Source organism: Verrucomicrobium sp. BvORR106 (genome assembly GCF_000739655.1).
In the GTDB taxonomy this organism is placed as follows: Bacteria; Verrucomicrobiota; Verrucomicrobiia; order Verrucomicrobiales; family Verrucomicrobiaceae; genus Verrucomicrobium.
On the sequence record NZ_BATR01000031.1, the window covers coordinates 19,575 to 46,511 of the forward strand.

Annotated in this window: 17 protein-coding genes; 7 read left to right on the plus strand and 10 right to left on the minus strand. The window is 60.8% G+C overall.

Annotation, left to right across the window (positions count from 1 at the left end; genetic code table 11):
• Positions 1–45: 45 nt before the first annotated feature.
• Together BV106_RS05085 and BV106_RS05090 are read right to left on the minus strand one after the other, a co-directional pair.
• Positions 46–2,982, minus strand: a complete 2,937-nt coding sequence (locus BV106_RS05085) for a DUF4132 domain-containing protein (protein WP_038161475.1) — start codon at positions 2,980–2,982, stop codon at positions 46–48.
• Between the two features lie 192 nt (positions 2,983–3,174).
• The gene (locus tag BV106_RS05090) at positions 3,175–6,114 is read right to left on the minus strand and encodes a DUF4132 domain-containing protein (RefSeq protein ID WP_038161478.1); all 2,940 of its coding nucleotides are present in this window, start codon (positions 6,112–6,114) and stop codon (positions 3,175–3,177) included.
• A gap of 164 nt (positions 6,115–6,278) precedes the next feature.
• Between BV106_RS05090 and BV106_RS05095 the strand changes: the two genes are divergently transcribed.
• The 4 genes from BV106_RS05095 to BV106_RS05110 all read left to right on the plus strand — a co-directional run bounded on the left by BV106_RS05095 (position 6,279) and on the right by BV106_RS05110 (position 11,694).
• Positions 6,279–7,040 (plus strand): RNA pseudouridine synthase, encoded by a 762-nt coding sequence (locus BV106_RS05095; protein WP_038161481.1) that lies wholly within the window; start codon positions 6,279–6,281, stop codon positions 7,038–7,040.
• 69 nt (positions 7,041–7,109) lie between these two features.
• The gene (locus BV106_RS05100) at positions 7,110–7,976 is read left to right on the plus strand and encodes a sulfurtransferase (RefSeq protein WP_038161484.1); all 867 of its coding nucleotides are present in this window, start codon (positions 7,110–7,112) and stop codon (positions 7,974–7,976) included.
• A 140-nt stretch (positions 7,977–8,116) separates the two neighbouring features.
• Positions 8,117–8,578 (plus strand): SufE family protein, encoded by a 462-nt coding sequence (locus BV106_RS05105; protein ID WP_038161486.1) that lies wholly within the window; start codon positions 8,117–8,119, stop codon positions 8,576–8,578.
• Positions 8,579–8,706: 128 nt separating this feature from the next.
• Positions 8,707–11,694 carry an autotransporter-associated beta strand repeat-containing protein gene (locus BV106_RS05110; RefSeq protein ID WP_081891524.1) on the plus strand — a complete coding sequence of 996 codons (2,988 nt, stop codon included), beginning with the start codon at positions 8,707–8,709 and terminating at the stop codon, positions 11,692–11,694.
• Positions 11,695–11,728: 34 nt separating this feature from the next.
• On the opposite strand, the gene BV106_RS05115 is transcribed toward BV106_RS05110, so the two are convergent.
• Entirely contained in the window at positions 11,729–12,169 is a 441-nt protein-coding gene (locus BV106_RS05115; RefSeq protein ID WP_038161491.1) for a GYF domain-containing protein, read from the minus strand.
• A gap of 96 nt (positions 12,170–12,265) precedes the next feature.
• On the opposite strand from BV106_RS05115, the gene BV106_RS05120 reads away from it, so the two are divergent.
• Both BV106_RS05120 and BV106_RS05125 read left to right on the plus strand, forming a co-directional pair.
• On the plus strand, positions 12,266–12,754 hold the full coding sequence (locus BV106_RS05120; RefSeq protein WP_051945119.1) for a CD225/dispanin family protein: 489 nt from the start codon (positions 12,266–12,268) through the stop codon (positions 12,752–12,754).
• A 23-nt stretch (positions 12,755–12,777) separates the two neighbouring features.
• Entirely contained in the window at positions 12,778–13,206 is a 429-nt protein-coding gene (locus BV106_RS05125) for a DUF2752 domain-containing protein (RefSeq protein ID WP_051945124.1), read from the plus strand.
• A gap of 749 nt (positions 13,207–13,955) precedes the next feature.
• On the opposite strand, the gene BV106_RS05130 is transcribed toward BV106_RS05125, so the two are convergent.
• The 4 genes from BV106_RS05130 to BV106_RS05145 form a co-directional block, all read right to left on the minus strand.
• A complete protein-coding gene (locus BV106_RS05130) occupies positions 13,956–14,441 on the minus strand; it encodes a hypothetical protein (RefSeq protein ID WP_038161494.1) in 486 nt (161 codons plus the stop codon).
• 26 nt (positions 14,442–14,467) lie between these two features.
• Complete coding sequence (locus BV106_RS05135) at positions 14,468–16,291, minus strand: hypothetical protein (protein WP_265595355.1); 1,824 nt, start codon at positions 16,289–16,291, stop codon at positions 14,468–14,470.
• 79 nt (positions 16,292–16,370) lie between these two features.
• A complete protein-coding gene (locus BV106_RS05140) occupies positions 16,371–18,143 on the minus strand; it encodes a hypothetical protein (RefSeq protein WP_038161500.1) in 1,773 nt (590 codons plus the stop codon).
• Between the two features lie 84 nt (positions 18,144–18,227).
• Complete coding sequence (locus BV106_RS05145; protein WP_038161503.1) at positions 18,228–19,898, minus strand: hypothetical protein; 1,671 nt, start codon at positions 19,896–19,898, stop codon at positions 18,228–18,230.
• 236 nt (positions 19,899–20,134) lie between these two features.
• Between BV106_RS05145 and BV106_RS05150 the strand changes: the two genes are divergently transcribed.
• Positions 20,135–21,376 (plus strand): folylpolyglutamate synthase/dihydrofolate synthase family protein, encoded by a 1,242-nt coding sequence (locus BV106_RS05150; RefSeq protein ID WP_051945126.1) that lies wholly within the window; start codon positions 20,135–20,137, stop codon positions 21,374–21,376.
• A gap of 123 nt (positions 21,377–21,499) precedes the next feature.
• Here BV106_RS05150 and BV106_RS05155 read toward each other — a convergent pair whose 3' ends face one another.
• From BV106_RS05155 to rlmN, 3 genes are all read right to left on the minus strand, one after another.
• The gene (locus BV106_RS05155; RefSeq protein WP_265595356.1) at positions 21,500–24,079 is read right to left on the minus strand and encodes a hypothetical protein; all 2,580 of its coding nucleotides are present in this window, start codon (positions 24,077–24,079) and stop codon (positions 21,500–21,502) included.
• 267 nt (positions 24,080–24,346) lie between these two features.
• Entirely contained in the window at positions 24,347–25,537 is a 1,191-nt protein-coding gene (locus tag BV106_RS05160) for a DUF1080 domain-containing protein (protein WP_038161510.1), read from the minus strand.
• A gap of 140 nt (positions 25,538–25,677) precedes the next feature.
• The gene (gene rlmN / locus BV106_RS05165; RefSeq protein ID WP_051945129.1) at positions 25,678–26,805 is read right to left on the minus strand and encodes a 23S rRNA (adenine(2503)-C(2))-methyltransferase RlmN; all 1,128 of its coding nucleotides are present in this window, start codon (positions 26,803–26,805) and stop codon (positions 25,678–25,680) included.
• Between the last annotated feature and the right edge of the window lie 132 nt (positions 26,806–26,937).

Here is a 26,937-nt window from a genome sequence, read left to right on the forward strand (position 1 = left end):
TACAGATTGAGTTCCGTCTTGCCGGGGCCGCAGCCGGACTCTTCCTCACGCGGCAGTTTCGTCAGGGGTGGCTTCCTCGCCCGTTTTCCCGCTGATCTTGCGCAGGTCTCCCATCACCTCCGAGAAGGGCACCGGGGGAACTTCGCCAAAGGGCACCAGACGCGGGTCATCCTCCTTGGACGGTTCGTCATAGGTATAGCTGCCTGTCTTAACCGTCCCGGTGCGGACAAAGTACACATCCCCCAGGGTGATGGTTTCATCCATGCCGATGCCCACGTACATGCCGTCGACGTTCAGGAACGCCTCCACGCCTGCGGCCGCGAAGATCTTCCGATAGGAGGTGACACCGCCGGCATCCACCACCGAGCCGCGCACCCAGCCGATCTTCTCCGAACGACCCCGGAAGGTCATCGCATTGAGGGAGGTGCTGTTCACCTGCTTGCCGAAGCGCGTCCCCTTTTCCTCCTCTTTCACACGGATGACCGGGCGGTCGAGCTGCGGGAAGGGCGGCGCGATATCGTAGTCCGCCAGATGCTGAAGCCAGGCCGTTCGAGTTGTTTCCTCAAGATCCAGCGGATGCACAATCGCCACCGAACCGGTCGTCGGCAGTGTCACAGCCTCCTCATTGACATCCGTGAGCGAGCCATCCTCCAGAGCACGGAAGACCAGCGGGGGCTCTCCTGCCTCCCCCTGCCAGCTCCACACCAGGCGCTGGGTGAAGGGGCGCAGCAGCGGATTTCCCAGATACAGCTCCTGCCAACGCGAGACCGGCCAGCGGAACTGGCGCACGAGGAGCGTCTCAATGCGCAGCACCTGCGCCTTGGACGCTTCCTTCAGCGTGTTCACCATTTCCTTGAACTCAGCCTGCACAGGTGCCGGGCTGCCCGCTGGCAGCTTGCCAGAGCGCTTGCCCGTCTTGGTGTCGCGGAAGCTGAGCTTGAAGTCCTGGTCAATGCTGACTTCCACCGTGGTCTTGCCGGCCTCCACAAGCCGTGGTTTTCCTGCTTCAAAACCCAACCAGGGGACGACAAGGTCTCCCAGCTCCTCGACACTTACTCCTCGAGCTTCTGCCGCCTCGGCAAAGGCGTCGCCCGCAGCCTTGCCGATGTTCTTGTTCTTCACTCGGAAGCGGACACTCAGGCTCTCGACCATCATGAGAGCCTGATCCGTGCCCAGCAGCGCCAGGGCCTGGGCGCCGTACTCAGCCAGCTTCCCGCGACTGTTCTCCGCCCACTCCAGGACAGCCTTGAAGAGCGGCGTGACCACGCGATCATCCCCCACCAATGCTGCCCAAGTCAGCACCCAGCGGTGGTCTGCATTCTGATCGGAGGCCAGATAGGCTGCGAGCGCATTTGCCGCGCTCCCGCCGTTGCGACCCCGGTCCAGCTCTGCATACAACGGCTTGGCCTCCAAGTCAGCGCGCATTTCCTTGCACCGGGACTGGCGGTAGAGCAGGTAAAGCACCTCGTGATCGGACAAGGCCACGCCATCCGTCTTGATCAAAGGCAGCCTGGCGGGCTGCAGCCACGGCACCGGCAGGCCTTTGATCTTCGCGAGCGTCTTCTGTATGCGGGCCACGATCTCCTCTTTCGTCAGGGCAGCTCCGCCACCTGCGCGTTCCAGGGCCAGGAGGATGGCATCCCGCACATCATCGCCCTCTTCTACTTCCAGATGACCCTTGAGCGCAGCCAGCGATTCCGGCGTGCCGAGTTGCTCCAGCACTGCCACGGCCGCCAGTCGCACATCGGCTTTCTTGTGGGCCAGCAGCTTCACCGCACGAGGTTGTGTGTCAGGCTGGGCCAGAGCCGCCAGGGCCCTCGCCGCGGCCATGCGCACCGGCCGGGACTTGTGTTGAAGAAGGGCCCAGATTCCCTCAGTGAGCTGAGTGCCGCCCCAGCTGATGGTCTCAGCGAGGGCGCTCATCACGGTGGCAGGTTCCTTGCTATCTAGGAGAACGCGCAATGCATCGGGAACCTCTGGGTCCTCCGTTGCCCCCGGCAGCATTCGCCAGCGTTTCAATCCGCTGAGCGCAACCTGTCCATTCGGATTTTGGGCACAGGCTTTGCAGGCATCCCGGAGCTGGGCGGGATGGCTCTTTTCCATCTCATCCAGCAGCAGGTTGCGCTGTTGGTCCTGTCCATAGCCCTTGCAGGGCTGGGCCATCCACTCGAGCACCACCTTGAAGGCGTCTGGGGCACCGGTTTTGATCAGCAGTTCGCAGGCCAGGCGCTCGCTGTAGGCGTTGGAGCCTTGGGGAACCACGCGGCGGGCCGCCTCCCACCCTGCCTCCCGATACAAATCCGGCTTCGCCCCAAACAAGGCATTGGCCAGGAAGACCGCGTCTTCATCGGAAGCCTCCTTGATCAGGACCTGATGCGCCACCTCATGAAAGACCTCGGGATTGGCGCGCAGAAATGTGGCGTAACAGGCATTGCGATAGTAGCCGAGCTGGAGGCCCTGCTTCAAATGGGCGAGCAATGCCTTGGGAAAACGACGTGCGATCAGAAAGGCGACATCTCCGAAGGAAAAACGGTCGATCAAGGCGGGAATCTCCGCTTCTTCAAGCTGGAGGTAAAACTCGCCCACCACCGTCGGCGCATCGGCTTGGTGGTCCCAGGCGTTGGCATACTCTCCCACCAGACGGATCTCCGCGTCTTTCATGCCTGCCTCACGCAGCCGTTGCACCGCCGCGGGGTGCAGGTGCAACAGGCCGTCGTTGCGCCGGTCGTAGCGGTGCAGCCAGTCCTTGAGAAGACGCTTCAACCCCATGATCACCGCCAACCTGAGCAGCCGGACGCCGTGGTCGTCCAGATCACCAGGTGCGGGGAGAGCTGTGTGAAGGGTGTAAAGCCACCCGTCATTGAGCTTTAGGCCATTGAGGAGGCTTTCGTCACCCGTCTCGATGAAGCGGGTGATGGCGGGGTTCTTCCAGAGCAGCCAATGCTTGGCCGTATCATCCAGTGCTTTGAGAATGGCAGACATGGGGGTTTTTGGAGGGGCTGGGGAAAAGGAGACCCACTCTCGCGCATTTCCACCAACCGAGGCAACCCTCCAGTGGTGTGTCGCACAAATTTTCGCCGGGAGTTATTCCCCCCTCAGTCAGCCCCCTGACGGTCCAGCCCGTCGCATGCGGCCCTTTTCCAAAATGAGCGTCCTGCACGGGGACGCTGCACCTCACGTGCCAATTTCGTCAGATGCGGTTTCCTCGTCCGACTTCCCGCTGATTTTCCTTAGGTCTCCCATCACCTCCGAGAAGGGCACCGGGGGAACTTCACCAAAGGGAACGAGGCGTGGATCATCCTCCTTGGACGGTTCGTCATAGGTGTAGCTGCCCGTCTTGACCGTCCCGGTGCGGACAAAGTACACCTCCCCCAGAGTGATGGTGTCATCCATGCCGATGCCCATGAACATGCCTTCGAGATTCAGGAACGCCTCCACCCCAGCGGCGGAGAAGACCTTCCGGTATCCCGTGACACCGCCACCATCCACCACCGAGCCGCGCACCCAGCCAATCTTCTCCGAGCGACCACGGAAGGTCATGGCGTTGAGTTCGGTCCCGTGGACATGCTTGCCGAAGCGCGTCTCCTTCTCCTCGTCCTTCACACGGATCACCGGACGGTCGAACTGCGGGAAGGGCGGTGCAACATCGTAGTCCGCCAGATGCTGGAGCCAGGCCGTGCGGGTTGTTTCCTCAAGTTCCAGCGGATGCACAATCGCCACCGAACCGCCCGTCGGCAGTGTCACAGAGTCTTCGTTGACATCCGTGAGCGTGCCGTCCTCCAGAGCACGGAAGACCAGCGGGGACTCTCCTGCCTCCCCGTGCCAGCTCCACACCAGGCGCTGGGTGAAGGGGCGCAGCAGTGGATTTCCCAGATACAGCTCCTGCCAGCGGCCGATCGGCCAGCGAAACTGGCGCACGAGGAGCGTCTCAATGCGCAGCACCTGCGCCTTCGCGGCCTCCTTCAGCGTGTTCACCATTTCCTTGAACTCAGCCTGAATTGCCGCAGGTGCCCCAGTGGGCAGCTTGCCGGAGCGCTTGCCCGTCTTGGTGTCGCGGAAGCTGAGCTTGGAGTCCTGGTCAATGCTGACTTCTACCGTGGTCTTGCCAGCCTCCACAATCCGGGGTTTGCCTGCTTCAAAGCCCAGCCAGGGGACGACAAGGTCTCCCAGCTCTTCCACGCTCACGCCGCGGGCTTCTGCCGCAGCAGCGAAGGCTTCTGCAGCCGCCTTGCCAATGTTCTTGTTTTTCACCCGATAGCGCACGCTCAGGCTCTCCACCATCATGAGGGCGTGGTCCGTGCCCAGCAGGGCCAGCGCCTGGGCTCCGTACTCGGCAAGCTTGCCCCGACCGCTGTCGGCCCACTCCTGAATGGCCTTCAAGAGCGGGGTGACGATGCGGTCGTCTCCGATCAGAGTTGCCCAAGCGAATACCCAGCGATGCTCCGCATTTTGACCAGAGCCAAGAAATGCCGAGAGCGCCTTTGCTGCAGTCTCACCATTTTGGCTTCGGTCGAGATCCGCATAGAGAGGTTTGGCCTCCAGGTCCGCCCGCATTTCCTTGCACCGGGACTGGCGGTACAAAAGATAGCGCAGCTCATCGTTGGATAACTTTGTTCCATCCCGCTTCACGAGCGGCAGCACGGAGGGCTTCAACCACGGCACCGGAGATCCTTTGAACTTGGAGAGCGTCTTGGCGATCCTGGCCTGCAGTTCCTCTGGGGAGAACCCCGCTCCACCTCCCGCACGTTCCAGCGTCAGCAGGATCGTGTCCCGCACGTCGTCGTCCTCCTCGACGTCCAACTGCGACTTTATCAGGGCGAGAGCCCCAGGCGTGCTCAGGTGTTCCAGGAGTGCAATCGCAGCCAGGCGCACATCCACCTTCTTGTGGGCGAGCAACTTCGCGGCTCGTTCCCGTGTCGACTCATTGCCAGAGGCCGCCAAGGACCGCGCCGTCGCCTGACGCACTCGCAGTGACTTGTGCTGAAGCAGGGCCCAGAGGTCCTCCTGCAATGCCGGATCGGCTTGGCCGGCCGCCTCGGAAATGGCCTTCACCACCATGGCGTTGTCAGCATGCTTGAGAAGTTCGCGCACAGACCCTGCAAACTCCTCGTCCTGAGGGGCCACTCCCAGCAATTTCCACCTCCGCAGTCCCATCAGTGCCACTGATCCGTCCGACGACCGGCTGCTGGCTTTGCAGGCTTCCAACAGCTCCGTGGGATGATTTGCCTCAAGTTCATCCAGAACGGGTTCGCGCATGAAATTGCCCCCGCTCCCCCTGTAGGGTGAGGCCAGCCACACTCGCACATGTTCATAGACATCTGGCGCCTGAGTCTTCAGCAACAGCTTGCAAGCCCTGATCTCCACGTGTCCACCTCCGCCCTCAGTCAGCTTGCGGCGGGCGTCTTCCCACCCTGTCTCACGGTAGAGTTCCGGCTTGTACGTAAAAAGGGCATCGGCGAGGTCTACCCTTTCATGGGAATCTTTCTGCTCCTGAAAGGCTTTGTACGCCTGCTCATGGAACACCTCCACATTCGCCCTCATGAAGCACTCATAGGCACCAGCAACATGGCGGAGAGGCAGGCCCTCTTTCAAAAGGGTCAGCAACTGGTCTGAAAAATGGCGGGCAATCAGAAACGCCGTGTCTCCCAAGCAATGGCTCGCGATCAAGTCAGGGATTTCAGCTTCCTCCAACTCAAGGTAAAACTCCCCAGCAGGGGTCGGCTGGTTTTTGTCGGCATCCCAACCTGCGGCATACTCATCCATCAACCGGATCTGGGCATCGGACAGCCCGGCATCTCTGAGCCGCTGCACGGCTGCGGGATGGTGACGCCACAGTTCTGGATTGTGCCCGGCAAAACGGTGCAGCCAATCTGTAAGGAAACGATGGGCTCCCAAGATCACCCCCATCCTGAACAAACGGACGCCATGCTCATCCAGCTCGCCAGGCAATGGCAATGCGGCATTAATTGGGATAAGCCACATGTCTTCGACCTTGATGCCATTGAGAATCCTTTCATCGCCGGTTTGAACAAAACGGCCAAGGTCCGGGTTGTTCCAGCCAAACCTGTTCCAGTACTTGCCCGAATCATCCAACGCTTTCAGAATGGCAGACATGCGATTTTTTGGGTGATGAGGTTGGGGGCCTCCCACTTTTGCGCATTCGCCACGATCCAGGCAATCCTTCAATAGGGTATCGCGAAAATTTTCACCCAAAGGGACTACTCCGTGGATCGCCCTTTCCAGGACACTGCTTGGCGCTAGAATGTCCTCCCCCGCCCATGGCCGCCAGCTCCGACTACAACTTCACCATCCTCGATGAAACTGAGGACTGGCTGGTGGTGGACAAACCGGCCCCGCTCCAGATTCACCCGAGTAAACCGTCGGATGCGGGACTCACCCTGTGGGACGGGATTCGCGAGCTGATGGCGTACGAGCTGGCCAATGGCGGCCAAGTCTCCATCATCAACCGGCTGGATCGCGAGACCAGCGGCGTGGTGTTGATCGCCAAGACCGGACCGGCGGCGCGGCGCCTCGGCAAAGCCATGATGCGCCGACAGATGGACAAGACCTATCTCGCCGTGGTGGCGGGCTGGCCGGAGTGGGAGGAAACCACGGTCACCGCCCCCATCCTGCGCCAGGGTGAGGTCATGGACTCCCGTATCTGGGTGAAGCAGCGGGTGGATGAACGAGGTGTCCCATGTGAGAGCCACTTCCGCGTGCGGGAAAGGCATGAGCCCCACCAGGGCCGTTTTTCTCTGATCGAGTGTGCTCCGCACACCGGCCGCATGCACCAGCTCCGCGTGCATCTGGCCCATCTGGGGCACTATGTGGTGGGGGACAAAATCTACGGCCCTTCCGAGGATTGCTACCTGGAGTTCATCGAGACCGGATGGACGCCCAAGCTGGAGGCCCAGTTGCTCCTCACCCGCCAGGCGCTGCACTCCCACCGGCTCATTCTGGACGACGGCCAGGGCAGGCAGGAATGGGTGGCCCCGCTGCCAGCGGAGTTGCGGACGTTTCTCTCCCCCGGTCACCCCTGAGGGTTGCCTTTTGGCGGCTCAAAAGCATGTTGGGACGTACCTTTTGCTCACGCCGATCGATTTTCTGTCATGAATCCCAAGCTTTCTGCCTACGCCCATCCTGATGCCCTTGTCGACACCGACTGGCTGGCCGCCAATCTCGACACACCGGGCCTCCGGATCGTCGAGAGCAACGAGGACCTGCTGCTCTATGACACCGGCCACATCCCCGGAGCGGTGCACATCGACTGGCGTCGCGATCTGAACGACGAAATCACCCGCGACTACGTCGGTCCGGAGGGCTTCGCCCAAGTGTGCCGGAAGAACGGCATCACCCCGGACACCACCGTGGTGTTCTACGGCGACAAGTCCAACTGGTGGGCCTGCTACGCATTATGGGTGTTCCAGCTCTTCGGCCATAAGAACGTCAAGATCCTGGACGGCGGACGCGCCAAATGGACGGCAGAGGAAAAGCCGCTGACCCGCGAGGTGCCGAACTATCCCGCGACCGACTATCCCACTCCTCTGGAGCGCGATGACACCACGAACCGCGCCTTCTACCACCAGACCTGGCAGCACATGCTGGCCAAGAAGCCCATGGTGGACGTGCGCTCGCCCAAGGAGTTCAGCGGCGAGACCACGCACATGCCAGAGTATCCCCAGGAAGGCGTGCTCCGCGGCGGCCACATCCCCGGAGCCAAGAGCTGCCCCTGGGCCACCGCCGCCAATCCGGACGGCACCTTCCGGACAGCCGACGAGCTCGACCAGATCTACACGCAGAATCTGGCCTTGAAGAAGGACGACGACATCGTCGCTTACTGCCGCATCGGCGAGCGCAGCAGCCACACCTGGTTCGTGCTCAAGTACCTCCTCGGCTACGACAAGGTACGCAACTACGACGGCTCCTGGACCGAGTGGGGCAACATGGTGCGCAGCCCGATTGAGAAGGGGAGCTGAGGTTAAGAGTTATGGGTTAGGTGTTAAATGTTATGCGTTGGGACATGCACAGCCCCCTTGCGCACCTCATAACGTCTAACTCCTAACTTCTAACTTCTCCCCCCTTCTCCCTTACCCCTCTTCCCTTTTCCCTCTGTCCCATGTACCCCCCCGCCCTTCAAGACATCATTGAACTCTTCGAGCACCTCCCTGAACAGGAGCGGCGGGAGAACCTCATTGTGATGTCGGACGGTGCCAAGCGCCAGGAGCCCAAGGAGGGCGAGACTTTTGATCTCGAAGACGTCCGCAAGGACGAGGAGTGTACCGACACCGTGGGCGTGTATCTAAAAGTGGACAGCGAGAACAAGGTGCACTTCGCCATCACCCTGGGGCCCTTGGTTCAGACCCTCACCAAGGCCATGACCTCCATCCTCTGCCGCGGCCTCAACGGGGCGCGGCCTGAGGAAATCATGGCCGTGCCCGCCGACTTCGTCCCCCGCATCGTGGGTGCGGAACTGGTGCGGCTGCGCAGCCAGACCGTGTACTACGTGCTCGGCCGCATGAAGACGGCTGTGAAGATGTACCTGGACCGCAAGCGGGCTGCTGCCACCGCAGGAGCTTGAGGCAGAACAAGTTCGGGAAGCGCCCCCGCACTTTTGCGTCGGGTTCTTGCAAATAATTGCATTCGATCGCGAGAAAGGGAGGTGGGGCTCCGTAAACTGGAGCTCGCAAATAATCCCCTCACGCTCGCATGGCTCCCTCCTCACCCGGCGCAGCCGCGCCTTCCCACGTCGTTTCCTCCATCCCATCCCACAACCGGGGCTTGGCCAGGACATTATGCCGTCCGGGTCTTTTCGTGGTGCTGCTCGCCACCAGTATCGGTTCCACCTGGGCAGCAACCCGCAACAAGACCAGCTCGTCCAACGCCCTCAATGACTCGGCCAGTTGGAGCGGGGGCATTCCGGGAGGGAACGACATTGCCGCGTGGGTCGCAGGCAGTGCCACCTCCAATGCCTTGGGCGCTGACACCTCCTGGCTGGGCATCAAGCTGGATGGTGTGGCCTCGGCGGTGGCGATCACCACGGGGAACACACTCACACTGGGCTCAAGCGGCATCGATCTGAGCGCTGCCGCAGCGCAGGACCTGACCATTTCTTCGAACTTGGCATTGAGAGCCTACAGCGGGCAGGTGTGGAACGTGGGTGCCAGTAGGCTGCTGACGATCAATGCCGGCACCTTCACCCGTGGCCTGGGAGCTACGCTGAACGTCCAGGGTGCTGGTGCCGTCGCGGTGGCGGGTGGCTTTCCCACCAATGACAGCACCGGCATCCTGGGGCCCTGGATCACCTATGGAACGGGTGCCAATACCCGATATGCCCTTCGCAATGGCAGCAACCAGATCGCCGGATACACCGGCACCACGGTAGTCGCTGCAGATGCAGTCGATACCACCGGGGCCCTGAACTATGAAGTGAGCGGCGTGGGCACTCTGGGCGCTGGAGCCTCGTTCAACACCCTGCGTTACACAGGAGCCAGTGGCGCGCTCGCAGGAGACTTCACCGTGAACGGCATCCTCAATGCCGGAGCCGGAACGCTGACCGTCTCTGGGAAAGTCACCGTGGGAGCTTCACGTGAGCTGGTCCTGACCGTGCCTGATGCCACGCGGAACCTGACGCTCAGCGGCGGCATCGCCGACAACGCCTTGGGAGCCTCTAGCGTCACCATCGCCCACAACACCGCGAACGCGGGCACGGTCACGCTTTCAGGTGCCAGCACGTACACCGGCACCACTTACATCCAGTCTGGCACCGTCGTCGTCTCCCACAATGACGCCCTGGGGGCATGGGACACCACCACGAATCCCAACGCAGGCACCATCGTATACACCGCGAACCGCGGTCGACTTCAGGTTACCGGGGGTGTGACCCTCTCCGAGGTACTTTCCTTCGTCGGAGATGACCCCAATGGCACCTCCCACTCCAGCCTGATGAATGGCAGCGGCACGAACACCTTGCTGGGACAGATCCGGCTGATCAACGGACTTCGCATCGGCGGCAGTGGGGCTGGCAATGTGCTCAATATCAAAGGCGGTATTGTCTCCTCCGATGGCACCAATCGACAGCTGGTTCTCAATCCAGGCGGCAGCACCGTGAACATCACCGACAATTCGGTGAATCTGGGTGTCAACGGAACGCTCTACTTTGACCAAAGCGGTCTTGTCACGCTGGGTGTCACCGGCAACATCTGGGGCCGAACGATTGTCGGCGGTGGCGGCACGATGCGCCTGATGGCAGCCAACGTCCTGCCTTCCGCTGCCGTCCTGCAGATGGGCGTGGCCTACAACACCAGCGCCAGCATCCTCGATCTCAACGGTTTTGACCAGACGGTCTCGCGCCTCGAGCAGAGCACGGCCACTCCGGGCTCGGTAACCAGTGCCACGGCTGCCACCTTCACGGTCAACCAGTCATCCAGTGGCTTCTTCACGGGCCAGATCACGGGGCAAGTGAAACTGGTGAAGCAGGGCAACACCACCCTCCAGCTCAGCGGCAACAACACACATGCAGGCAACACGGTCATCCAGGCTGGCGTGCTGGAACTGAACTCCATCGCTGCCTCCGTGGACAACAGCGCCACCGTAACCAACACCGTGTCCTCGATTTCCGGCCTGGACACCACTCAGCTGTTGGTGGGTCAGGTCGTGACGGGCACGGGTATCCAGGCTGGCACCTACATCACCTCCATCGTCAACGCGACAACGGTCAACATCAGCCGTGCCGCCAACGCGAATGGCGATGGCACGGTCTCCTTTGGTGCCCTCACGGGTGGCCTCACTGGCAGCACCGTGGACTACGACAGCTACGGCGGCAGCCTGACGTTCGGCAAATTCACCACCGCCGCCCAGATCGGCGGTCTGAAAGGCAGCCAAAACCTCTCCCTCGTCAATACATCCAGCGCCGGCGTCGCCCTCAGCGTAGGAGGAAACAACGAATCCACCACCTACGGCGGCGTCTTCAGCGGCACAGGTGGCTCCGTGAACAAGGAGGGCACCGGCACCTTCACGGTCACGGGCAACAACACCCACACCGGCGGCACGACCATCAGCAAGGGCACCTTCCTGGCCAACAACACCGCGGGCTCCGCCACCGGTACGGGCAGCGTGAACACCGTGGCTGGCAGCGGCGCGGTCCTGGGTGGCACAGGCAGCATCACCGGCGGATCCTCCCAGAACATCAACCTCGGAGCCGGCACCTTCCTCATGGTGGGCGGATCGCACGGAGTGAACTCGGGCGGTGCTCAGGATCTGGTTCTCGGAAACAGCAGCGGCGTCACCAATGTGGATATCAACCTCGCTGGCACCCTTCAGTTTGACCTGTTCAGCAATGACGGCAGTGGCGTTTCCAATCCCCTGGGGGAAAACGATGTGCTGCGCCTGTTTTCCAGTGTCACCGTGGATCTCACTGGCAGCAGCCTGGAGGTAGCCGCACTGGGCATGGACCCGCTCACCTGGAACATCGGCGATACCTGGATGCTCATCGACCTCTCTGGCGTGACCAGCGGCACCAAGATCGACGGCACGCCGCTGCTCTCCAGCATGCCCAGCCTGACGCCGGACAAGAAGTGGACCAGCTATTCGGATTCCAGCGGCTTCTACGTTCAGGTCACGGCCGTGCCCGAGCCCGGCCGCGCCCTGCTGCTGATCCTGGCATTGGGAGCGTGGGGATTGCGCCGGCGGCGCTGAACCACAGATCGAGGTGGTGGCCGCGAGTAAAGACCTATTGCGGCCGGTTCAGCGCCATCGCGATGACGAAGAAACCAAGCGCCACAATCCAGACCAGCGCCAGCCCACCGCCCACGATGATACCGATCCAGGCGTGGGCTTTGCCGCGGATCCAAGGCTCGCGTTTGGCCCGTTTCAGCCCCTTGATCCCCAGAACGAGCGCCGGGATCCCCGTGAGGATGCCGATGCAGGGGATCAGGGAGGCGACCGCCAGATAGTAGGCGGTGAGCGCCTGAGGATTCTTGTACGGAATCACTCCGCCTGTGTGATCCCCTTGGGCCGCCTGAAGCAGGCTGCCGACGGTGACGGGTGTTTGAGATCCCTCCGGCCAGGCCAGATCCGTGGGGTGCAGATTACCCGCCGCAAAAAGCCGTCGCACTTCTTCCAGCGGATAGGGGCCGTACGTCTCGTTCTGGCGTTGGATTCTGTAGTTCATGGAGGTCGTTTTGGCGGTTATTTCGAATAAATATCCGGGATGTAAAGCGGTGAGTTTCAACTGGACAACCGCAGACCTCGCGGCTGACTAAGGAGCATGTACTACGTCGGCAAAGATGGCAGGCAGTCGGGCCCCTTCACTCTGGAGGAGCTCCGCGCCATGGTGGGAAAAGACCAGCTGCACGTGGACGATCTGGTCTGGAAGGAAGGCATGCCCCAGTGGATCCAGGCTGGTGCCCTGCCCGGGCTTTTTGGTTCCGCTGCCGTTCCGCCACCCCCTCTGGGCATTTCCCCTCCAGGGGCCCAGGCCTCACACGGGTATCCGCCGCCCACCTTTGAAGAGGTGCCCAGCTATCTCTGGCAGTCCATCGTGCTCCTGCTGCTTTGCTGTCCCCTCTTTGGCATTCCCGCCGTGGTGCACGCGACGCAGGTGGACAAGAAGATGGTGGTGGGCGACGTGACCGGAGCCAGACAATCATCCAAAAAGGCCCGCTTCTGGTGCTGGATGTGCGTGGTCTTCTCCCTGATTAATTTTGCGATCACCATCTGGTACGCCTACCAACACCCTGACTTGTTCAAGATTTGAGGGGTCCGGATTCTTCATTGCCCATGAAAGGAAGTCCGCGCACCGCCTCCCGCATCGCCCTTGGCAGCGCGCTGCTGGTGGTCATGCTCGTGGGTGCATTCGTGCTCTATCAACATCCTCCAGAGGGCAACCAGCTCTACCCCCAGTGCATGTTCCACCGGCTCACCGGCTGGCACTGCTCCGGCTGCGGGGCCACGCGCTGCGTGCATGCCCTCCTCCACCTGCGGTTCGAGGAAGCAGCCCGCAAGAACGTCCTCGCCATGGTGGGGCTGCCGTTTCTGGGCTTCATGCTGCTGCGCGGCCTCTGGCGATGGATGCTCAACCGCCCCTCCCCACCACCGTCCAAAGGCCCCTCACGATTCATGGCCGTTGCCGTCGTCGTGATCATTCTCGGCTTCGGCGTCGTGCGCAATTTCCCCTGGCCGCCCTTCACATGGCTGGCACCCCATTGAGTATGCGGACGGCTGGCGGGATGCAAGAGTCCCACAACTTCCATCGCCTGGCGACGAAGTCGCTGTGGAGTGTGTGCGTGAAGCGCCGCCTTCGCCTGCGGGTTGATAGCCGGCCCCACCAGCACTTTCGCCAGCATACTGTCCGTCAGCTTGCCTCAAGCTCCAATGGCTCCAGGACTTCTCCCTCTGCCCGATCATTGTCGGAGTCGGTCGTAGTTGACGACGTGAGGAGACACTAGCTGAAGCGTCTGCGGCGTGGATCTCGCGCGAATCATCCACCTACCCAACGCCCCGCCCGCCCGTTCCAACGGACACCTTGGCCTCTTGACCCCGCTCTATGCCGTAACGCTGCAGACCGGGAAATTTGTGTCTCCTTACGTCGTCAACTACGACCGGTGTTCCTGCCACCAAGGCAGAGGAATGGTTCTAGGGCTGTTGTAGCCGGAGGCAGGCTGAAAGATGCGGGCGCGATGGCTCCGGTGAAGGGCGAAGGGTTCTAACTCATCACAAGGTGTAGCTAAAGCGGCGGTTCCCGCGCGCACTCCAAAGATGCTTCGCATCCAGGTGGAGAGTGCGCACAGTTACAAGCATGCTTACCCAGCCTCCGATGTCGCAGGCCTGCTGGCGTGCCCTAGCCCATCACCAGTCAACACCTGGCGACGAAGTCGCTGTGGAGTGCGTGCGTGAAGCGCCGCTTTCGCCTACAGAATTCACTTCCAGTTGCCCTCACCATCGCCACCAACTTGGGTTCATTCACCTTTGATAGCGTTCGGTTGTGACGGCGACGCGATCTTGAGGAAGTCATCCAGAATGGCGGCAACCGCTTGAGAGAGCTTGGCTGGATCATCTGTCTTCGCGTTACCCAACCATTCGTTGAACAGCGGATCGTCCCACTTGCCGCTTTTTCCACTGCTCCGCACATACTCGAACATGCGGTAAATGGCCTCTGCGGCGGAGTACACTTTTCGCTCTGAGGGTGTCCCTTTCCTCAAGGGTTCGACGATGGGGCGCAGCTTCGCCTTGTAGACCTCGTCCAAAGACTGGGATGCATCCGATCCCCCGAAGGCCTGACTCCACATCTCCACATACTTGCGGGCCATCTCTTGCGATTGTGGCGACAGTTCGAGGTATGGACCTCCGAACTCTTTCTGGAGCACATTGACGCGATCATCGGCCAGCGCAGTTGGACAACTGCAGCAGAGTGCCAGCGCTATGATCAAAAGCGTGATTTTCATGTGAAGAGAAGGGCCAGCTTTCAAGTTCAAGGACTCACATGATACCGGCTCACCCGGACAAACACAGCCTGCATCATGTCCCCATCGGGTGTGGGGCCGTTTGAAACCTTCCGGCAGACCAGCAGACGGGGAACGCCACTTGTGAGAGTGGTCGAAGTAAGAATGGATTGCGCCGGCCTGGAAGCGGTCGCACTCGGTACTTTCGAGACGTGGTGTTGGGTGAAATTCAACATCGCCTCTATCGTGTATCCATCCGGACCCAAGATGGAATCCGCCTCCAGCAGGGTGCCAATCCCAAAGGGCTCGGTCCCTTCGGCATCATTCTTGTCCCCTTCATCGACGACATCTCCTGATGCGCCGCCGGGTTTCCCTTGATCCTTTTCAGAAACGTCATTGGGAGGCCTTCCGGAGAAGGCCGACATACGCTGTCCGGTGGTTGTTTCTGCCCGCAGAAAGCCAGTGCGCTTCAGCTCTCCTTTGGCGAGCAATGCTTGGGCCTGCTTCCAGGACCAACTGTGATCCGTGCTTCCGTCTGCCCGGGCATCCAGTGGCTGCATCAGCGCCCTATTGCCTTCCACCGCCAGGACTTCGTGGATCAGGAGCGCGGGACGAACGCCACAAAGAGATTCCGTGAAGGCTTCGATCTGGTCGATGTTGTCTGAAGTGTTCACCACCACCAACATCCGGCCCTCCCAATGCCAATAGACCCTCGAACCCTCAGGGAATTGAATGCCCTGCTGCTTGAGGCCTTCTTGAATCGATCTGATGGGAGGCGGAGATTTCTCAGCCAATTCCGGTTGTTTCGCCGTCTCGAAAGGATCACACGGCACACCATCCACGGGACGGCTTATGCTCCACAGGTGAAAGCGGTTCACATGACAGTGGAGAACACGAAGTTCCATTCCGTCCGGGACGCGAAGCTCAGGAGGAGGTGCCGCGGTCGTGAGCCCCTGGCGCTCCCGAAGCTGCTTTTCCAGAACAGCGTTCTTCTCGGGCAACACGGGATTGGCCTGAACCTTGAGGATGGCGACACGCGTCAGGTCCTTTTCCATTCCCCACGGCTTCCACATCCCGATGACGCGGCTCGTGCCGGATTTGACGACTGCTCCCGTGATCACAGTTTCCTCGTTCCGGAACGTCCGACCAGGACTGGCTTCAGCAGACGTGTGACCTACCTCAAGATGCAAGTTCAGCGTCACGATGTTTTCAGGCAGCAGCGTAGTATCCACTTCAAGCTTGAGCTGCGGCTCCGTCCCTTCTTTTCCAGATGCGAGCACAAGCCGATTCCCTAATTTTCCCTGACATTGGACCTGATCCAACAGCTTGGTCTCTCCACTGGCTGCTTGCTTCCGAAGAGTAGAAGCGTACACCTCATGGTCCTGACGCTCCAGAAGAGAGAGAAGCTGAGACTCTTCCATAAAACTCGCAGTCTCGTAAACCTCCAGCTTGAAGGAGATGATCTGAGGCAGTTCGCGGCAGAGTTGATCACAGAATTGGCCGATCCGCTGCAGACCTTCGTTGGTGCTCCGTGCCACCAATGTGCCAGATCCAATCTCGACCTCGATGATCGTTCCATCAGGCAGATCACCCACTTGTTCTTCCAAAGCCACTTTGCTCCTCGCGGTCGCAGTCGCGGAGGCAGGAACCGCCTCATCCAAAGAGCCTGTTCGAAAGAGCGAGTAACCGACCGGAATCCGAAAGGTCTTGATGTCCCACTCATCCATTCTCCGAAACGCTTCGATAGCCTCAGCCACCTGCTTCCCGCTCGCCGGTTCACGTGCCATCAGTCCAGACAGCCCAGGAAGTGCTTGGACGAAGAACAACAAGATTAGCTTTGTGACACCACTCATGGGCAGGGCTTGTTTAGTTGATGGGCACACCGACTCACGGTTCCGTAGATTGAAAGTTAAGAAGGCCAGTCTCGCGATTTCAGTTAACCACCCGGACGTAGTGCACTTTTAGGAAGGCTGCCTGGAGATTGGATTTCCCAGATGCCGAATTCTTGCCCGACGACCAAACACCGAATAGCACCGGCTTACCTGTAGCTGTCTCGAACGAGGTCTTGATGAAGTGTGGCGGTGACAGCTGTTTTCCGTTCTCCAGCGGAAACAAGCCATGATGCGTCAGGGTCATGTTCACGTCGATGGAATAGCCGTCGGGTCCCATAACAGGGTCCAGCACCAGTCGAGTGCCAATCCCGGGAGGCCCATCACGATCTTCTTCATCTTGAGCGTCACTTTGCGGATCGTCCCTCATCGACTCACCGGCAAACATCGCCATCTTTTGACCACTGCGCGTCTCGGTGATCAACAAGCCCGTCTGCCTTACATCTCCCTTCACCACCAGCGATTCCAAGAGCCTCCAGGCGGTGGTATGATCAGTCAATCCCTCGGTCGCGGCGACAAGGGAACCAATCTGCGCAGCCTCCCCTTCCACGATCTGGAGTTCCGTTCTTAACACCGTAGGAGGGTGAAACATGATTCCATCCAAGAAACCTTGAATCTGATCGATGATCTCTGGGTCACACAGGACAACCAACGTGGTAGTCTGGCGATGGTAGTAGACCTTTGATTCTGTTGAGAGATTTATCCCCTGCTGCTTGAGGATTTCCTTGAGCGAGCCAGTGAATTCGGGGTTTTCCACTGCCGATTCGGCGGCAAAAGGGTCCATCACCATCCCACCCTGAACGTTTCGGTCTTGCCACAACAGGTACGGGTTAATTGGAAAATCAATCTGACGAAGTACCATGCCTGGGGGTACAATGATCTCTTGTGGGCTCGAAGTTTTCGCAATCTCCGCACCGCCAGTGAGACCGAGCGACGCACGCAGCCTCTCCGCCATTTGGGGATTCTTTTCTGGCAGAAGCGGTACGGCATCGACAGTGAGGACAGCTGTCCTTGTCACATCTTTCGCGGACCCTCTCGGCTTCCACATCCCGATCACCCGAGGCCTGCCACACTGAACCGTTACCGAGGTCGTGATCTTCGCCTCCGCGCGCGCCTCCGACAACTTAGGCTTGGAGGATGATGCAGCAAGTTGCTCGAAATCCAGATTCACAGCGACGGCCCCACTGGGCCCCAATGTTGGATCCACCATCACATTCAGACAGGTGCCCGCCTCAGGGTTGTCGCAAACAACATCCGTCCGTTGTCCGGACTTTCCATCCCACTGGCCCATGGCAACCAACCTGGCATCTCCTCTCTCCGTCTGTTTTCGAAGAGCTTCGACATGAACGGTATGATCGTGCTCCGCCAGAAACCTTTCATGAAGCTTGAAGTCAGCACCTGCACGAGACTCAAACACCTCCAACTTGAACAAGAGAATGTTGGGGGCCTCGGTGGCCGTCGCACAAAAGTGCTGGATCCTCTGGAGGGCTTCGTTGGTGGATCGAACCGCCAGCGTCCAAGACGCGCTGTCGTACATAAAGGCGGTGCCTTCTGGCAGCGGCCCCACAAAGTACTCCATCAGCCGGACTTCAGGAGGGGCGTGGGGTGTGGCTCTTGATTTCCCATCCCGCCTCGACTCTGCCAACACGGTCAATGGCAGTTGAAACTCCGCGATCGACCACGCGTCCATGTTGCGAAACCCCTCCAGCGCAGCCGGGTGGTCAACATACTGGCTCCTATCTTGGCCCAGGATCGGATACGCTCCAAGGAGCACAACATGGAACCAAATCAGAAGCGCAATGCTGGTTGGTTTCATAGAGTGAAAGTGTTTGTCACAGTCTTCAAGTTCCAAGTCAGCGACCGCGGTCGTAAAGCAGATCAAGGCCTGGCTTCCCGTGAGCTAGTTACTGAGGCTCAGGCTGCTTACCCGAAGAAAGGCTGCCTGGGAGATCGACTTGCCCGCCGTGTCACGATCCGGCAAGTTCCACAGATGGACCAGCCGGGGACTGCCGGTGACAAGTGAAGTTGCAGTAGTCAATGATCCAAGAGGCGCCGGCGGCCGATGCTGCCCAATGACCAGATTCAAGTCGATCGAGCGCCCGTCCGGTTGCATGACCGAATCCACTGCCAACCGAGTACCGTTTTTGACAGGTGCCCACTCCTCACTTGGCTCAGATTCACCCCTGCTCAGGCCCGCAAAGAGGGACAAGCGGATCCCACTGCAAGTTTCTGATCGCAGAAATCCGGTGCGCTTTAGATCCCCCTTCTCCAACAGAGCGAGCATCCGCTTCCAAGCTGCGGTATGACTTGCCTGTCCGTGTGTCTCATCTGCGAGAGATTGCATCAACGTACGCTCCCCTTGGACCACGAGAAACTCGTGCACCATGGTGATGGGAGCCAACCTGCTCGTGGACTCCGCAAAAACCTTGATCATCTCCAGGTTCTCCGCAGTGTTGATGGCCACCAGCCTTGCCGTTGGCGGGTGCCAGTATGCCCTTGAACCTTTTGGCTGGGGAATGCCTTGAAGTTTGAGCACCTCTTCAACTGATCGAGTCTGCCATGAGCCCTTGTCGGCCACGGTCACCTGCTCGCCAGCACTTGCAAAGGGATCCACCACTCCTTGAGGCTTCGACGCCGTGTCCCAATACTCGAACAAGTTCCAGGGACAGGGAAACGTTCGAAGTTCCATGCCCGCGGGCACCTTGATCTCCGAAGTGCCTGGCCGTTTGCCGCTATCAAGCTGGCGCTTCAGTGTTTCCTTCCGCTCCGCCTTCGCTGCCAACAACGGGAATGCATCAACCACCAGAATGGCCGTGCGAGTCACATCGCGGCCATCTTCTGCAGGCTTCCACATGGCAACAGCACGGCTCGCTCCAATTCGTGATTTGAACGAGGCTTTTACTGTCGCCAACTGCTGAAGGTGGTCCGCTCTGTTGGTTGGCGACGGGGCATTACGAACCTGGAGGTCGATTTTCACATCAACTGCGTCAGACTCGCCCAAGGTGGGTGTGACCTCGAACTTGATTGCAGGGGTGTCATCATCCCCCGCCTGTTCAAACTTGAGTGGCTCGCCGCTTTGTCCTCTTCCTCGAAGAAAAGCAATTTGCCTGGCCTGACCTTTGGCTGCCTGCGCGCGCAAAGCCGCGGCATAGGTCCCGTGATCCTGGCTTGTTGCCAATGAATCAAGGAGTACCCCATCCATGGGCAAATCGGATTCAAAGACCTCCAGATTGCAGGTGATCACTTGCGGCAGCTTGCGAGAGATGTGTCTGCAAAATTGACTGATCCGCTGCAACCCTTCACGGGTTGATCGGGCCGCAAAGACATTTGAATCCCTATCTAGCGATAAAGCGCTTCCCTCAGCGAGGGCGCCAATTGACATCTGAAGTTCCGCCATGTCCTCGGCCACGATCGGTTGGAAAGCCTGGATGTCCCACTCATCCATCTTTCGAAACGCCTCGATCGCCGCCGCCACCTCCTGCTCGTTCACCGGTTCACGTGCCATCAACCCAGACAGCCCGGGAAGAGCGTGGACGAAAAACAACAGGAATAGTTTAATTGATCCATTCATGGGCAGGGGGGATGCCTGATGGGGGCAGAAAGGTTCAGATGCACAGGAAGTGTGAACAACCGGCCGCTGGTGTGAAAAAGTCTGCGCCAAACACACCGGTCAACGCAAGCCCGATCTCAGAGGCATCTCGAACAAACTCCCGCGGATCGCGATAGGCCGTGGCCAAACCGACGTTAAATTACCATAAGCACCCAATTCCGGGATGACTCCTGCCCCTTAGCTGCTAGGATTCGACTGTGCTGCAACAAGCCCAACAGGAACGACTGGCCCTTGACTGGCTCTACGGCACCCAGCTGTTTGGGATCAAGCTGGGGCTGGAAAACACGCGCAAGCTTCTGGATGACATGAAGCTGCCGATGGGCGGACAGAAGTTTTTCCATGTGGCGGGCACCAATGGCAAGGGCAGCGTCTGCGCGTTTCTGCACAGCCTGCTGAAGGCCGCCGAGGTCAATGCCGGGCTCTTCACGTCTCCCCACCTGGTGCACTACCGGGAACGAGTGCGGGATGCCGAGCGCACCATCACCTCCCAGGAGATCGTCAAGGAGGTGGAGGCCATCAAGAAGCGGGTGGAGGGCTGGGACCCTCATCCGACCTTTTTTGAACTCACCTTCGCCCTGGCGCTGGACTGGTTCCGCAAGCGGGAGCTGGAGTGGGTGGTGCTGGAGACGGGTATGGGCGGACGCCTGGACGCCACCAATTCCGTGGTGCCAGCCGCCTGTGTCATCACCAGCATCAGCCTGGACCACCAGCAGCATCTGGGCTCCACCCTGCGGGAGATCGCCACGGAGAAAGCCGGGATCATCAAGCCGGGAGTGCCCGTCATCACGCTCAAGCAAGCGCCCGAGGTGATGCAGGTGCTCTCTGACACCGCCCGCGAACGCGGAGCGCCTCTTTCCATCGTAACCACGCCGCTGCGAGGGTACCAGCTCGGCCTCTTTGGCCAGCACCAGCTCTGGAATGCCACCCTGGCAGTGGCCGCCTTCAAGGCCGCCGGCTTCCGGGCCAGCGAGCCCGTGCTGCGTGTGGGATTGAAGACCGTAGAATGGCCCGCCCGTTTCCAGCGGGAGGAGCAGGATCGCCTGGTCATCGACGGAGCGCACAATCCGGACGCGGCAGAGACCCTTGTCCGTACGTGGCATCAGGCCTTTCCAGGCGAAAAAGCCAGCGTCGTGTTCGGCGCGGTGTCCAACAAGGACGCCAAGGCCGTCATGCGCTCCCTCCAGCCCATCGCCTCGCACTGGCATTTCACCCGGTTCGACAGCCCCCGCGCCATGGCCCCGGAGGATCTGCGCAAGGAACTGGCCGACCTTTACGCCAATGCCGTGAACTGCAGCGTTCACGAGACGATCGAAGACGCCCTCGCCAAGGCCCGCCACAACTCAGAACGGGTTCTGGTCACCGGCTCACTCTACCTCGCTGGAGAGGTCATCTCCATCCTCCGCGGCGAACGCGAGTGGTTCCAGAGTAGTACGCAGTGAGGGGGAGAGGGATAAGGGAAGACGGGCAAGGGGTAAGCCAATTCCCGAAATCAGCCCGCATGGGCTCGAAAGAGGCTCACTGCTAAACATTCCGAGTTCCGCCTGCCCCATTCCGCATTTTGCCTATCCTCTCCAGCCGTAGCTGCTGATGGCCACGAGTTCCACCCATTGGTTCTTGCCATCGGTCTTCCAGCCCAGCTCAGCGATGACGGGCATGTCCATGCCCCAGCCTAGCTGATTGGCCAGCTGCTGGGCGAGAGACGACTTCTTGGGCAAAAAGATGTGCCCCTGGAAATGCCCGTGGGGCTGCTTGACCTCAAAGGCGTCCTTCGAAGTCACTTCAGGCACGTCCTTGTCGAAGTAGTGCTTTCTCCGGAGCATGACGCGGAACTTTGAGTTGGGAGCCCCCTTGGTCTCCAGGAACTTGAGCATCAAGTCGTCCTTGAAGTCCATGAAGGCCTCCCAGTCCACCCGCACGCCGGACTTGGTGGACTGCTCGACGAGCGTCAGGACGGGATGCTCCAGGGACCCACCGCTCAGTTCAAACATGCAGTACGGAGGCACGCCGTTCTTGTTCACGTAACGGTCCACAAAGTCGATCTGACCGACGCGGATGGGCCCCTCTGCGAAATGCCCCGGATTCTTGTCGAGAGCGGCCTTGAGCGAATCCGCCTTCTGGACCAGGGTCAGCCGGTCGCGCCAAGTGGGGGCATCCAGGAACTTTTGCAGCACTTCGACCGCAGATTGCGCCTCTTTGGGCAGTTTGCTCACCTTTACGTTGGTGGCAGGAGTGGTGACCAAGGTCACGGCAGGACCTGACATGTCCGGGAGGGGGCCATTGGGCAGGGCCATGTCCGGAGGGGGAGGAGGCAGTCCTCCATAAGGCACTTCACCCGGAGCCAGGGCAGGTTCCACTGGGGCACCCAAGCCCGCAGGCAGATCCGCCGGCAAGGGGGGCGGGATCGGCGGCGGGCTGTTGGCGAGCGTCATTGTGGTGGGCGCTTCCGGGGTGGTAGCTGGCGCAGGCGGCTGATCCGCCACCGCTTCCGGAGCGATCATGGGTGCAGGGGCCGGGGGATCACCGGGGAAGCCAGCCAAGGCAGGGACCGATGCCGGAGCCGGAGCAGGGACAGCCGTCGCATCGGGTGCAGGAACAGGGATGGCAGCCGGGGCTGGCGCAGCCGTGGGCACGGAGGCCGGAATGGACGCTCCCGCCTGGGAGGGCTCACCAGGGAAGTCCGTGACAGGGATGGCCATCGGCACCGGAGCTTCTTCCACAGCGGGTTTGGGAGCGACTTCTGGCGCGACCGTGGCCGGGTTGTGAGAAGACGGAGCTAGATCCGTCGGAATCGAAGGCGTATCCCCTGCTGAGACCGGGACGGAATCCGTTGCCCCGGAACCCGGGTCCGATGATGGCGCGGGCTGGTTCGACACCGTCGCCTGGCTGGGGCTGCTCAGCCAGGAGGCGATGGGCTTCCGGCAAAACCAAAGCAGAAGGAGCAGGTCCACCATGAGGAAGCTCACCACCCCGATCATCGCGATGCGGTTGAGCCGCAGACGGCGCTCACGGCGAGGTGAGGTGCCCACCATGACCAGCGGGACGTGCAGCCATGGACGTGAATCCTGACCAGGAAGGTTGAGCGATCCGCCAAGCGCAGCTCCCGTGGCAAGCATCTCACCCATTCCGGGCTGGGCCGCCGCCTCGGCGGTCTCTTCATCGGGGAGGCTCTCGGGCACCAACGCACTGGCCACTGGGGCCATCGTGGGCTCAGGGGCAGGAGCAGATGCGGCGGCGACCGCTCTCGATGCCTTCTTGCCGAGGGGGCCTGCTTCAGACTTGGGCTTACTTTCCTGCTCAGCCGCCGCCGATTCCCCGGATAGCCGGGAAATGGACTGCAACTTGGAACGCATCCGTCCCTCCTGCGATCTCGCTGTGCCTGGCCGGGAGGACGAAGTCGCGGACGGATTCTCCTGCGCAGAGGAAGCAGCAGGCTTGATCTCCGCCTCCGCCGGGATCGGCGGCGACGGCTCTGGATTCAACCCCTTGATCTGGGGCGCAGGGGGGAAAGTGAAGCCAGCCCCGAAAAGATCAGGTTCGACCTTGGGCGCAGCCGTTTCCTCCGGGCTCAGAGACGCTCCCTCAGCCCCAGGCTCGCTCAGAGCTTCCGGGGCAGAGTCGGGAGCAGAGGCCGGCTCTTGAGTGGGGGCTATCTGAGGAGCACTCACCGGGGCAAGCTCTGCTGCCACCGTGGCGAGCGTGGCCGCCGCCGATGCTTGCGCAAAGTCGGACACGGCCGCCTTCTCGATCACCGAAGATGGAGCCGCAGGCAGCGGTTCAGACCGGGGAAGCCCTTGCGGTGCGGGAGGCGCAGGATCCAGTAAAGCCGCCGCGGAAGCGACCGCCGGGGCCTGTTCTGGGGCTTTCTCCACTCCGACGGCTGGCGTTTTGGCCGCTTTGGGGCGCAACGCATCCGCCAGTTGCTCGGCGCTCCATTCGGTCGCGGCAGGTGCTGGCGCAGGAATCTGGGCCGCCGCTGGAGGAGGGGCGGTTTGGGCTTGGGCAGGTGCCGCCTGCGCAGGGACAGAAGGCGAGGTCACCAACGCCCCGCATTTGGGACAGTTGTCACTCAAGCCTGCCATCTGGAGCGGGACCGCCAGCTTGGCGCCGCATTGGTGGCATGAAAACTTAAGGAGTCGTTGCATCAAGGCATTCGGACGGCATTGACCTAGAGGCTCTAACTACCAGAAAATCCTAGACAATCAAGCAGAGACACGGTGAGGGCAAAGCGGTGGAGTTGAGCAATTCAGGGCGAATACCATATGCCACAAGGACACGAAATCGCCTTCCGTCAACGAACGGTCAGCAATCAACTCCTTCTCTACACACTTGAAAAGTAAAAAACCCGCCGGAGCGTCGCATCCGGCGGGTAAATGGAGAAGGGATCGAGGGGATTCTGCTGAATCTGATTCTTACAGCTCCTTCACGAAAACATTGCCGTACTCCCCGCCTTCGGCACTTGTCTGAAGGCCGATGGCACCTTTCGCGGCCAGCCCAGGCAGCGCGACGTTGTCGAGCACGGCCTTCTCATTGAGTTCCACCGTGAGACGGTCCCCTTTGAGCGTGATGAAATAACGATTCCATGCGCCCGGCTTGAGTTCGACCTGCGCCAGAGGCTGCAGAGCGGCCTTCAGGTCCGGTGATTCCGTGGCCAGCCCCCGCAGAAGCACCCCTCCGAGCGGCAGCGCCGTGCCCGACTTGGGCGTCTTGCTGTCCACGCACAGGGTGAAGTCACCAAACTCCCGCTCCGTCCACAGCGTCTTGCCCTCTGCTGCCTTGGCCTTGAAGGTGGCTCCGTTGGCGGACCACACCGCCTTCACCTCATCCGGCGTTTTCCAGCCTGCGAGGCCTTTGCCGTCGAAGAGCTGCTTGTAGCCCTCGTAGAGACGGGCGGACTGCTCGGGCTTGGCACCGGAGGAGGGCAGTTCCTTGATGCGCACATTGCGGAAGTGGGCCTCGCTGCCTTCGCTCTCCAGGCAGATGTACCCTTTACGCGGGTAGCAGTCTTTGCCCACGGTCACTTCCTTGCCGTTCACGGAAAGCTTGATCTCACCGTCCTTGCACTCCACGCGGTAGTGGTTCCATTCGGGTGAGGGTTTGACGCGGTTTTCGATCGGGAAGCTGCGTTTCCCGGTCTTGGCCACGCGGCCGATCGGGGTCATGGTCGCGCCCCAGATGGGGAAGATATCGCCGTGGGAGGTGAACCACTCGTTGGCCCCTTTGTTTTTCTCATAACCCAGGTCGAGGATCTGCACCTCAATGCCGCGGGCATAAGGCACACCGGGAGCCGGCAGGCCCTCGCCCCAGATGAAGAGCCCGCTGTTCCCGGCTTCCTTCAGATGCCGCCACTCCAGCTCGATGATGAAGTTCTCGTACACCTTGCCCGTGCGCATGAACCCCGTGGGCTGGCCAGTGGTGATGACCATGCCGTTTTCCCACCGGAAGGTGTCCTCCGCCACGTTGCATGGCACCCACCCACTCAGATCCTTGCCGTTGAACAGGGGCGCAAAACCGTCTGCATCAGCGGCAGGCGACTGGGCACGCAGAGGTGCGGCGAGGAGGGCAAGCGGCAGCAGGGCCAGGAGGAACCGAGGTTGTTTCATAGGTTTCGGAAGCTGAGAAGATCGACGGGACCGTGTGGCGCGCCGCCACATGGGCACTACGTCATCTCAGATGGCCTTCTTCCCCCAGGTGGGACCCGATTTGATGTACCGCGGAGCAAATGCCCCGGTGTCGTACGGGTCTAAGCCCCTGACGAAATGGTCTTCCGTTTCTCCGGCACGGGGCTGGTGATGATGCCCTCCTCCGTCTCCTGCTTGAGGCGGAGCTGCCCGCAGGCCGCGGCGATGTCATGCCCCTTCTCGCGGCGCAGAGTGGTCATCACATCATGAGAGGCCACGATGTCCCGGAAAGTGTCCTGACGCCGTTCGCTGGGCCGCTTCCACTGCAGACCCTCGACGGTGTTGTAGGGGATGAGATTGACCTTCGCGTCCAGACGCGAGGCATGCTCACCCAGCAGGCGCGCTTGTTCCAAGGAGTCGTTCACCCCGTCGATGAGGATGAACTCAAAGGTGAGCCGCTGCTTCTTCTTCGAGTTCCAGTACTCCAGCGCGGGGAAGAGCTCCTCCAGCGGGTACTTGCGGTTCACGGGCATGATCTGGTTGCGCACCTCGTTGCTCGCCCCGTGGAGGGAGATGGCCAGGCGCACCTGCAGCGGGAAATCGGCGAGCTTGTGGATCTGCGGAGCCAATCCGCTGGTGCTCACCGTCATGTGCCGGGCCCCGATGTTCACGCCCCACTGGGCGTTCAGCACCTCGATGGCCTGCATCACGTTGGTCAGGTTGGCCAGTGGCTCACCCATGCCCATGAAAACGAGGTTGTCCACCCGTGCCCCAGCCAGCTTCTCCGCCTGAATGATCTGCTCCACGATCTCCCCGGCCGAGAGGTTCCGGGTAAAACCGGCCAGCCCGCTCGCGCAGAACTTGCAGTCATAAGCGCAACCTACCTGGGAGGAGACACAGAGCGTGCGCCGGTCCGACCGCTCGCCATAGAGCGAGGGGGAGGCGGGGATGAGGACCGTCTCGATGAAGCGGCCGTCGTGCAGCTTGAAAAGGAACTTCCGCGTGGTGTCCTCCGAGCCTTCCACCCGGGCATACGTCATGGTGCGGAGCGCGAGCCGGGAGGCCAGAGCTTCCTTCAATGGCTTCGAGAGGTTCGACATGGCATCGAACGACTCCACCCTCTTCTGGAAGACCCACTCCTGCACCTGCTTCAGGCGGTAGGACTTTTCCCCCAGCTCCGCCAGGATCACCTCCAGCTCTGCGGGACGCAGGGCGAGGATGGAAGGAAGCACGGCAGGAGTCTCAGACATGGCAAGGACGGGCAAAGAAAAAGGTGCGGCAGGAAAGATGCCGGACTCGGAGTCTAACCGAGTTCGGGGAAAAGTCGAAGGAAAGGGAGGAGCGGGCGGGGTGGACACTGGACCTCGGGGTTGATTGTATTC

What these genes read in the sequence shown, in the direction of transcription:
- BV106_RS05130 (WP_038161494.1), bottom strand. Translation starts at nt 14,441, where the DNA reads ATGAAAATCACGCTTTTGATCATAGCGCTGGCACTCTGCTGCAGTTGT.
- BV106_RS05115 (WP_038161491.1), bottom strand. Translation starts at nt 12,169, where the DNA reads ATGAACTACAGAATCCAACGCCAGAACGAGACGTACGGCCCCTATCCG.
- BV106_RS05135 (WP_265595355.1), bottom strand. Translation starts at nt 16,291, where the DNA reads ATGAGTGGTGTCACAAAGCTAATCTTGTTGTTCTTCGTCCAAGCACTT.
- BV106_RS05140 (WP_038161500.1), bottom strand. Translation starts at nt 18,143, where the DNA reads ATGAAACCAACCAGCATTGCGCTTCTGATTTGGTTCCATGTTGTGCTC.
- BV106_RS05145 (WP_038161503.1), bottom strand. Translation starts at nt 19,898, where the DNA reads ATGAATGGATCAATTAAACTATTCCTGTTGTTTTTCGTCCACGCTCTT.
- rlmN (WP_051945129.1), bottom strand. Translation starts at nt 26,805, where the DNA reads ATGTCTGAGACTCCTGCCGTGCTTCCTTCCATCCTCGCCCTGCGTCCC.
- BV106_RS05120 (WP_051945119.1), top strand. Translation starts at nt 12,266, where the DNA reads ATGTACTACGTCGGCAAAGATGGCAGGCAGTCGGGCCCCTTCACTCTG.
- BV106_RS05090 (WP_038161478.1), bottom strand. Translation starts at nt 6,114, where the DNA reads ATGTCTGCCATTCTGAAAGCGTTGGATGATTCGGGCAAGTACTGGAAC.
- BV106_RS05155 (WP_265595356.1), bottom strand. Translation starts at nt 24,079, where the DNA reads ATGCAACGACTCCTTAAGTTTTCATGCCACCAATGCGGCGCCAAGCTG.
- BV106_RS05110 (WP_081891524.1), top strand. Translation starts at nt 8,707, where the DNA reads ATGGCTCCCTCCTCACCCGGCGCAGCCGCGCCTTCCCACGTCGTTTCC.
- BV106_RS05100 (WP_038161484.1), top strand. Translation starts at nt 7,110, where the DNA reads ATGAATCCCAAGCTTTCTGCCTACGCCCATCCTGATGCCCTTGTCGAC.
- BV106_RS05095 (WP_038161481.1), top strand. Translation starts at nt 6,279, where the DNA reads ATGGCCGCCAGCTCCGACTACAACTTCACCATCCTCGATGAAACTGAG.
- BV106_RS05105 (WP_038161486.1), top strand. Translation starts at nt 8,117, where the DNA reads ATGTACCCCCCCGCCCTTCAAGACATCATTGAACTCTTCGAGCACCTC.
- BV106_RS05160 (WP_038161510.1), bottom strand. Translation starts at nt 25,537, where the DNA reads ATGAAACAACCTCGGTTCCTCCTGGCCCTGCTGCCGCTTGCCCTCCTC.
- BV106_RS05085 (WP_038161475.1), bottom strand. Translation starts at nt 2,982, where the DNA reads ATGTCTGCCATTCTCAAAGCACTGGATGATACGGCCAAGCATTGGCTG.
- BV106_RS05125 (WP_051945124.1), top strand. Translation starts at nt 12,778, where the DNA reads ATGAAAGGAAGTCCGCGCACCGCCTCCCGCATCGCCCTTGGCAGCGCG.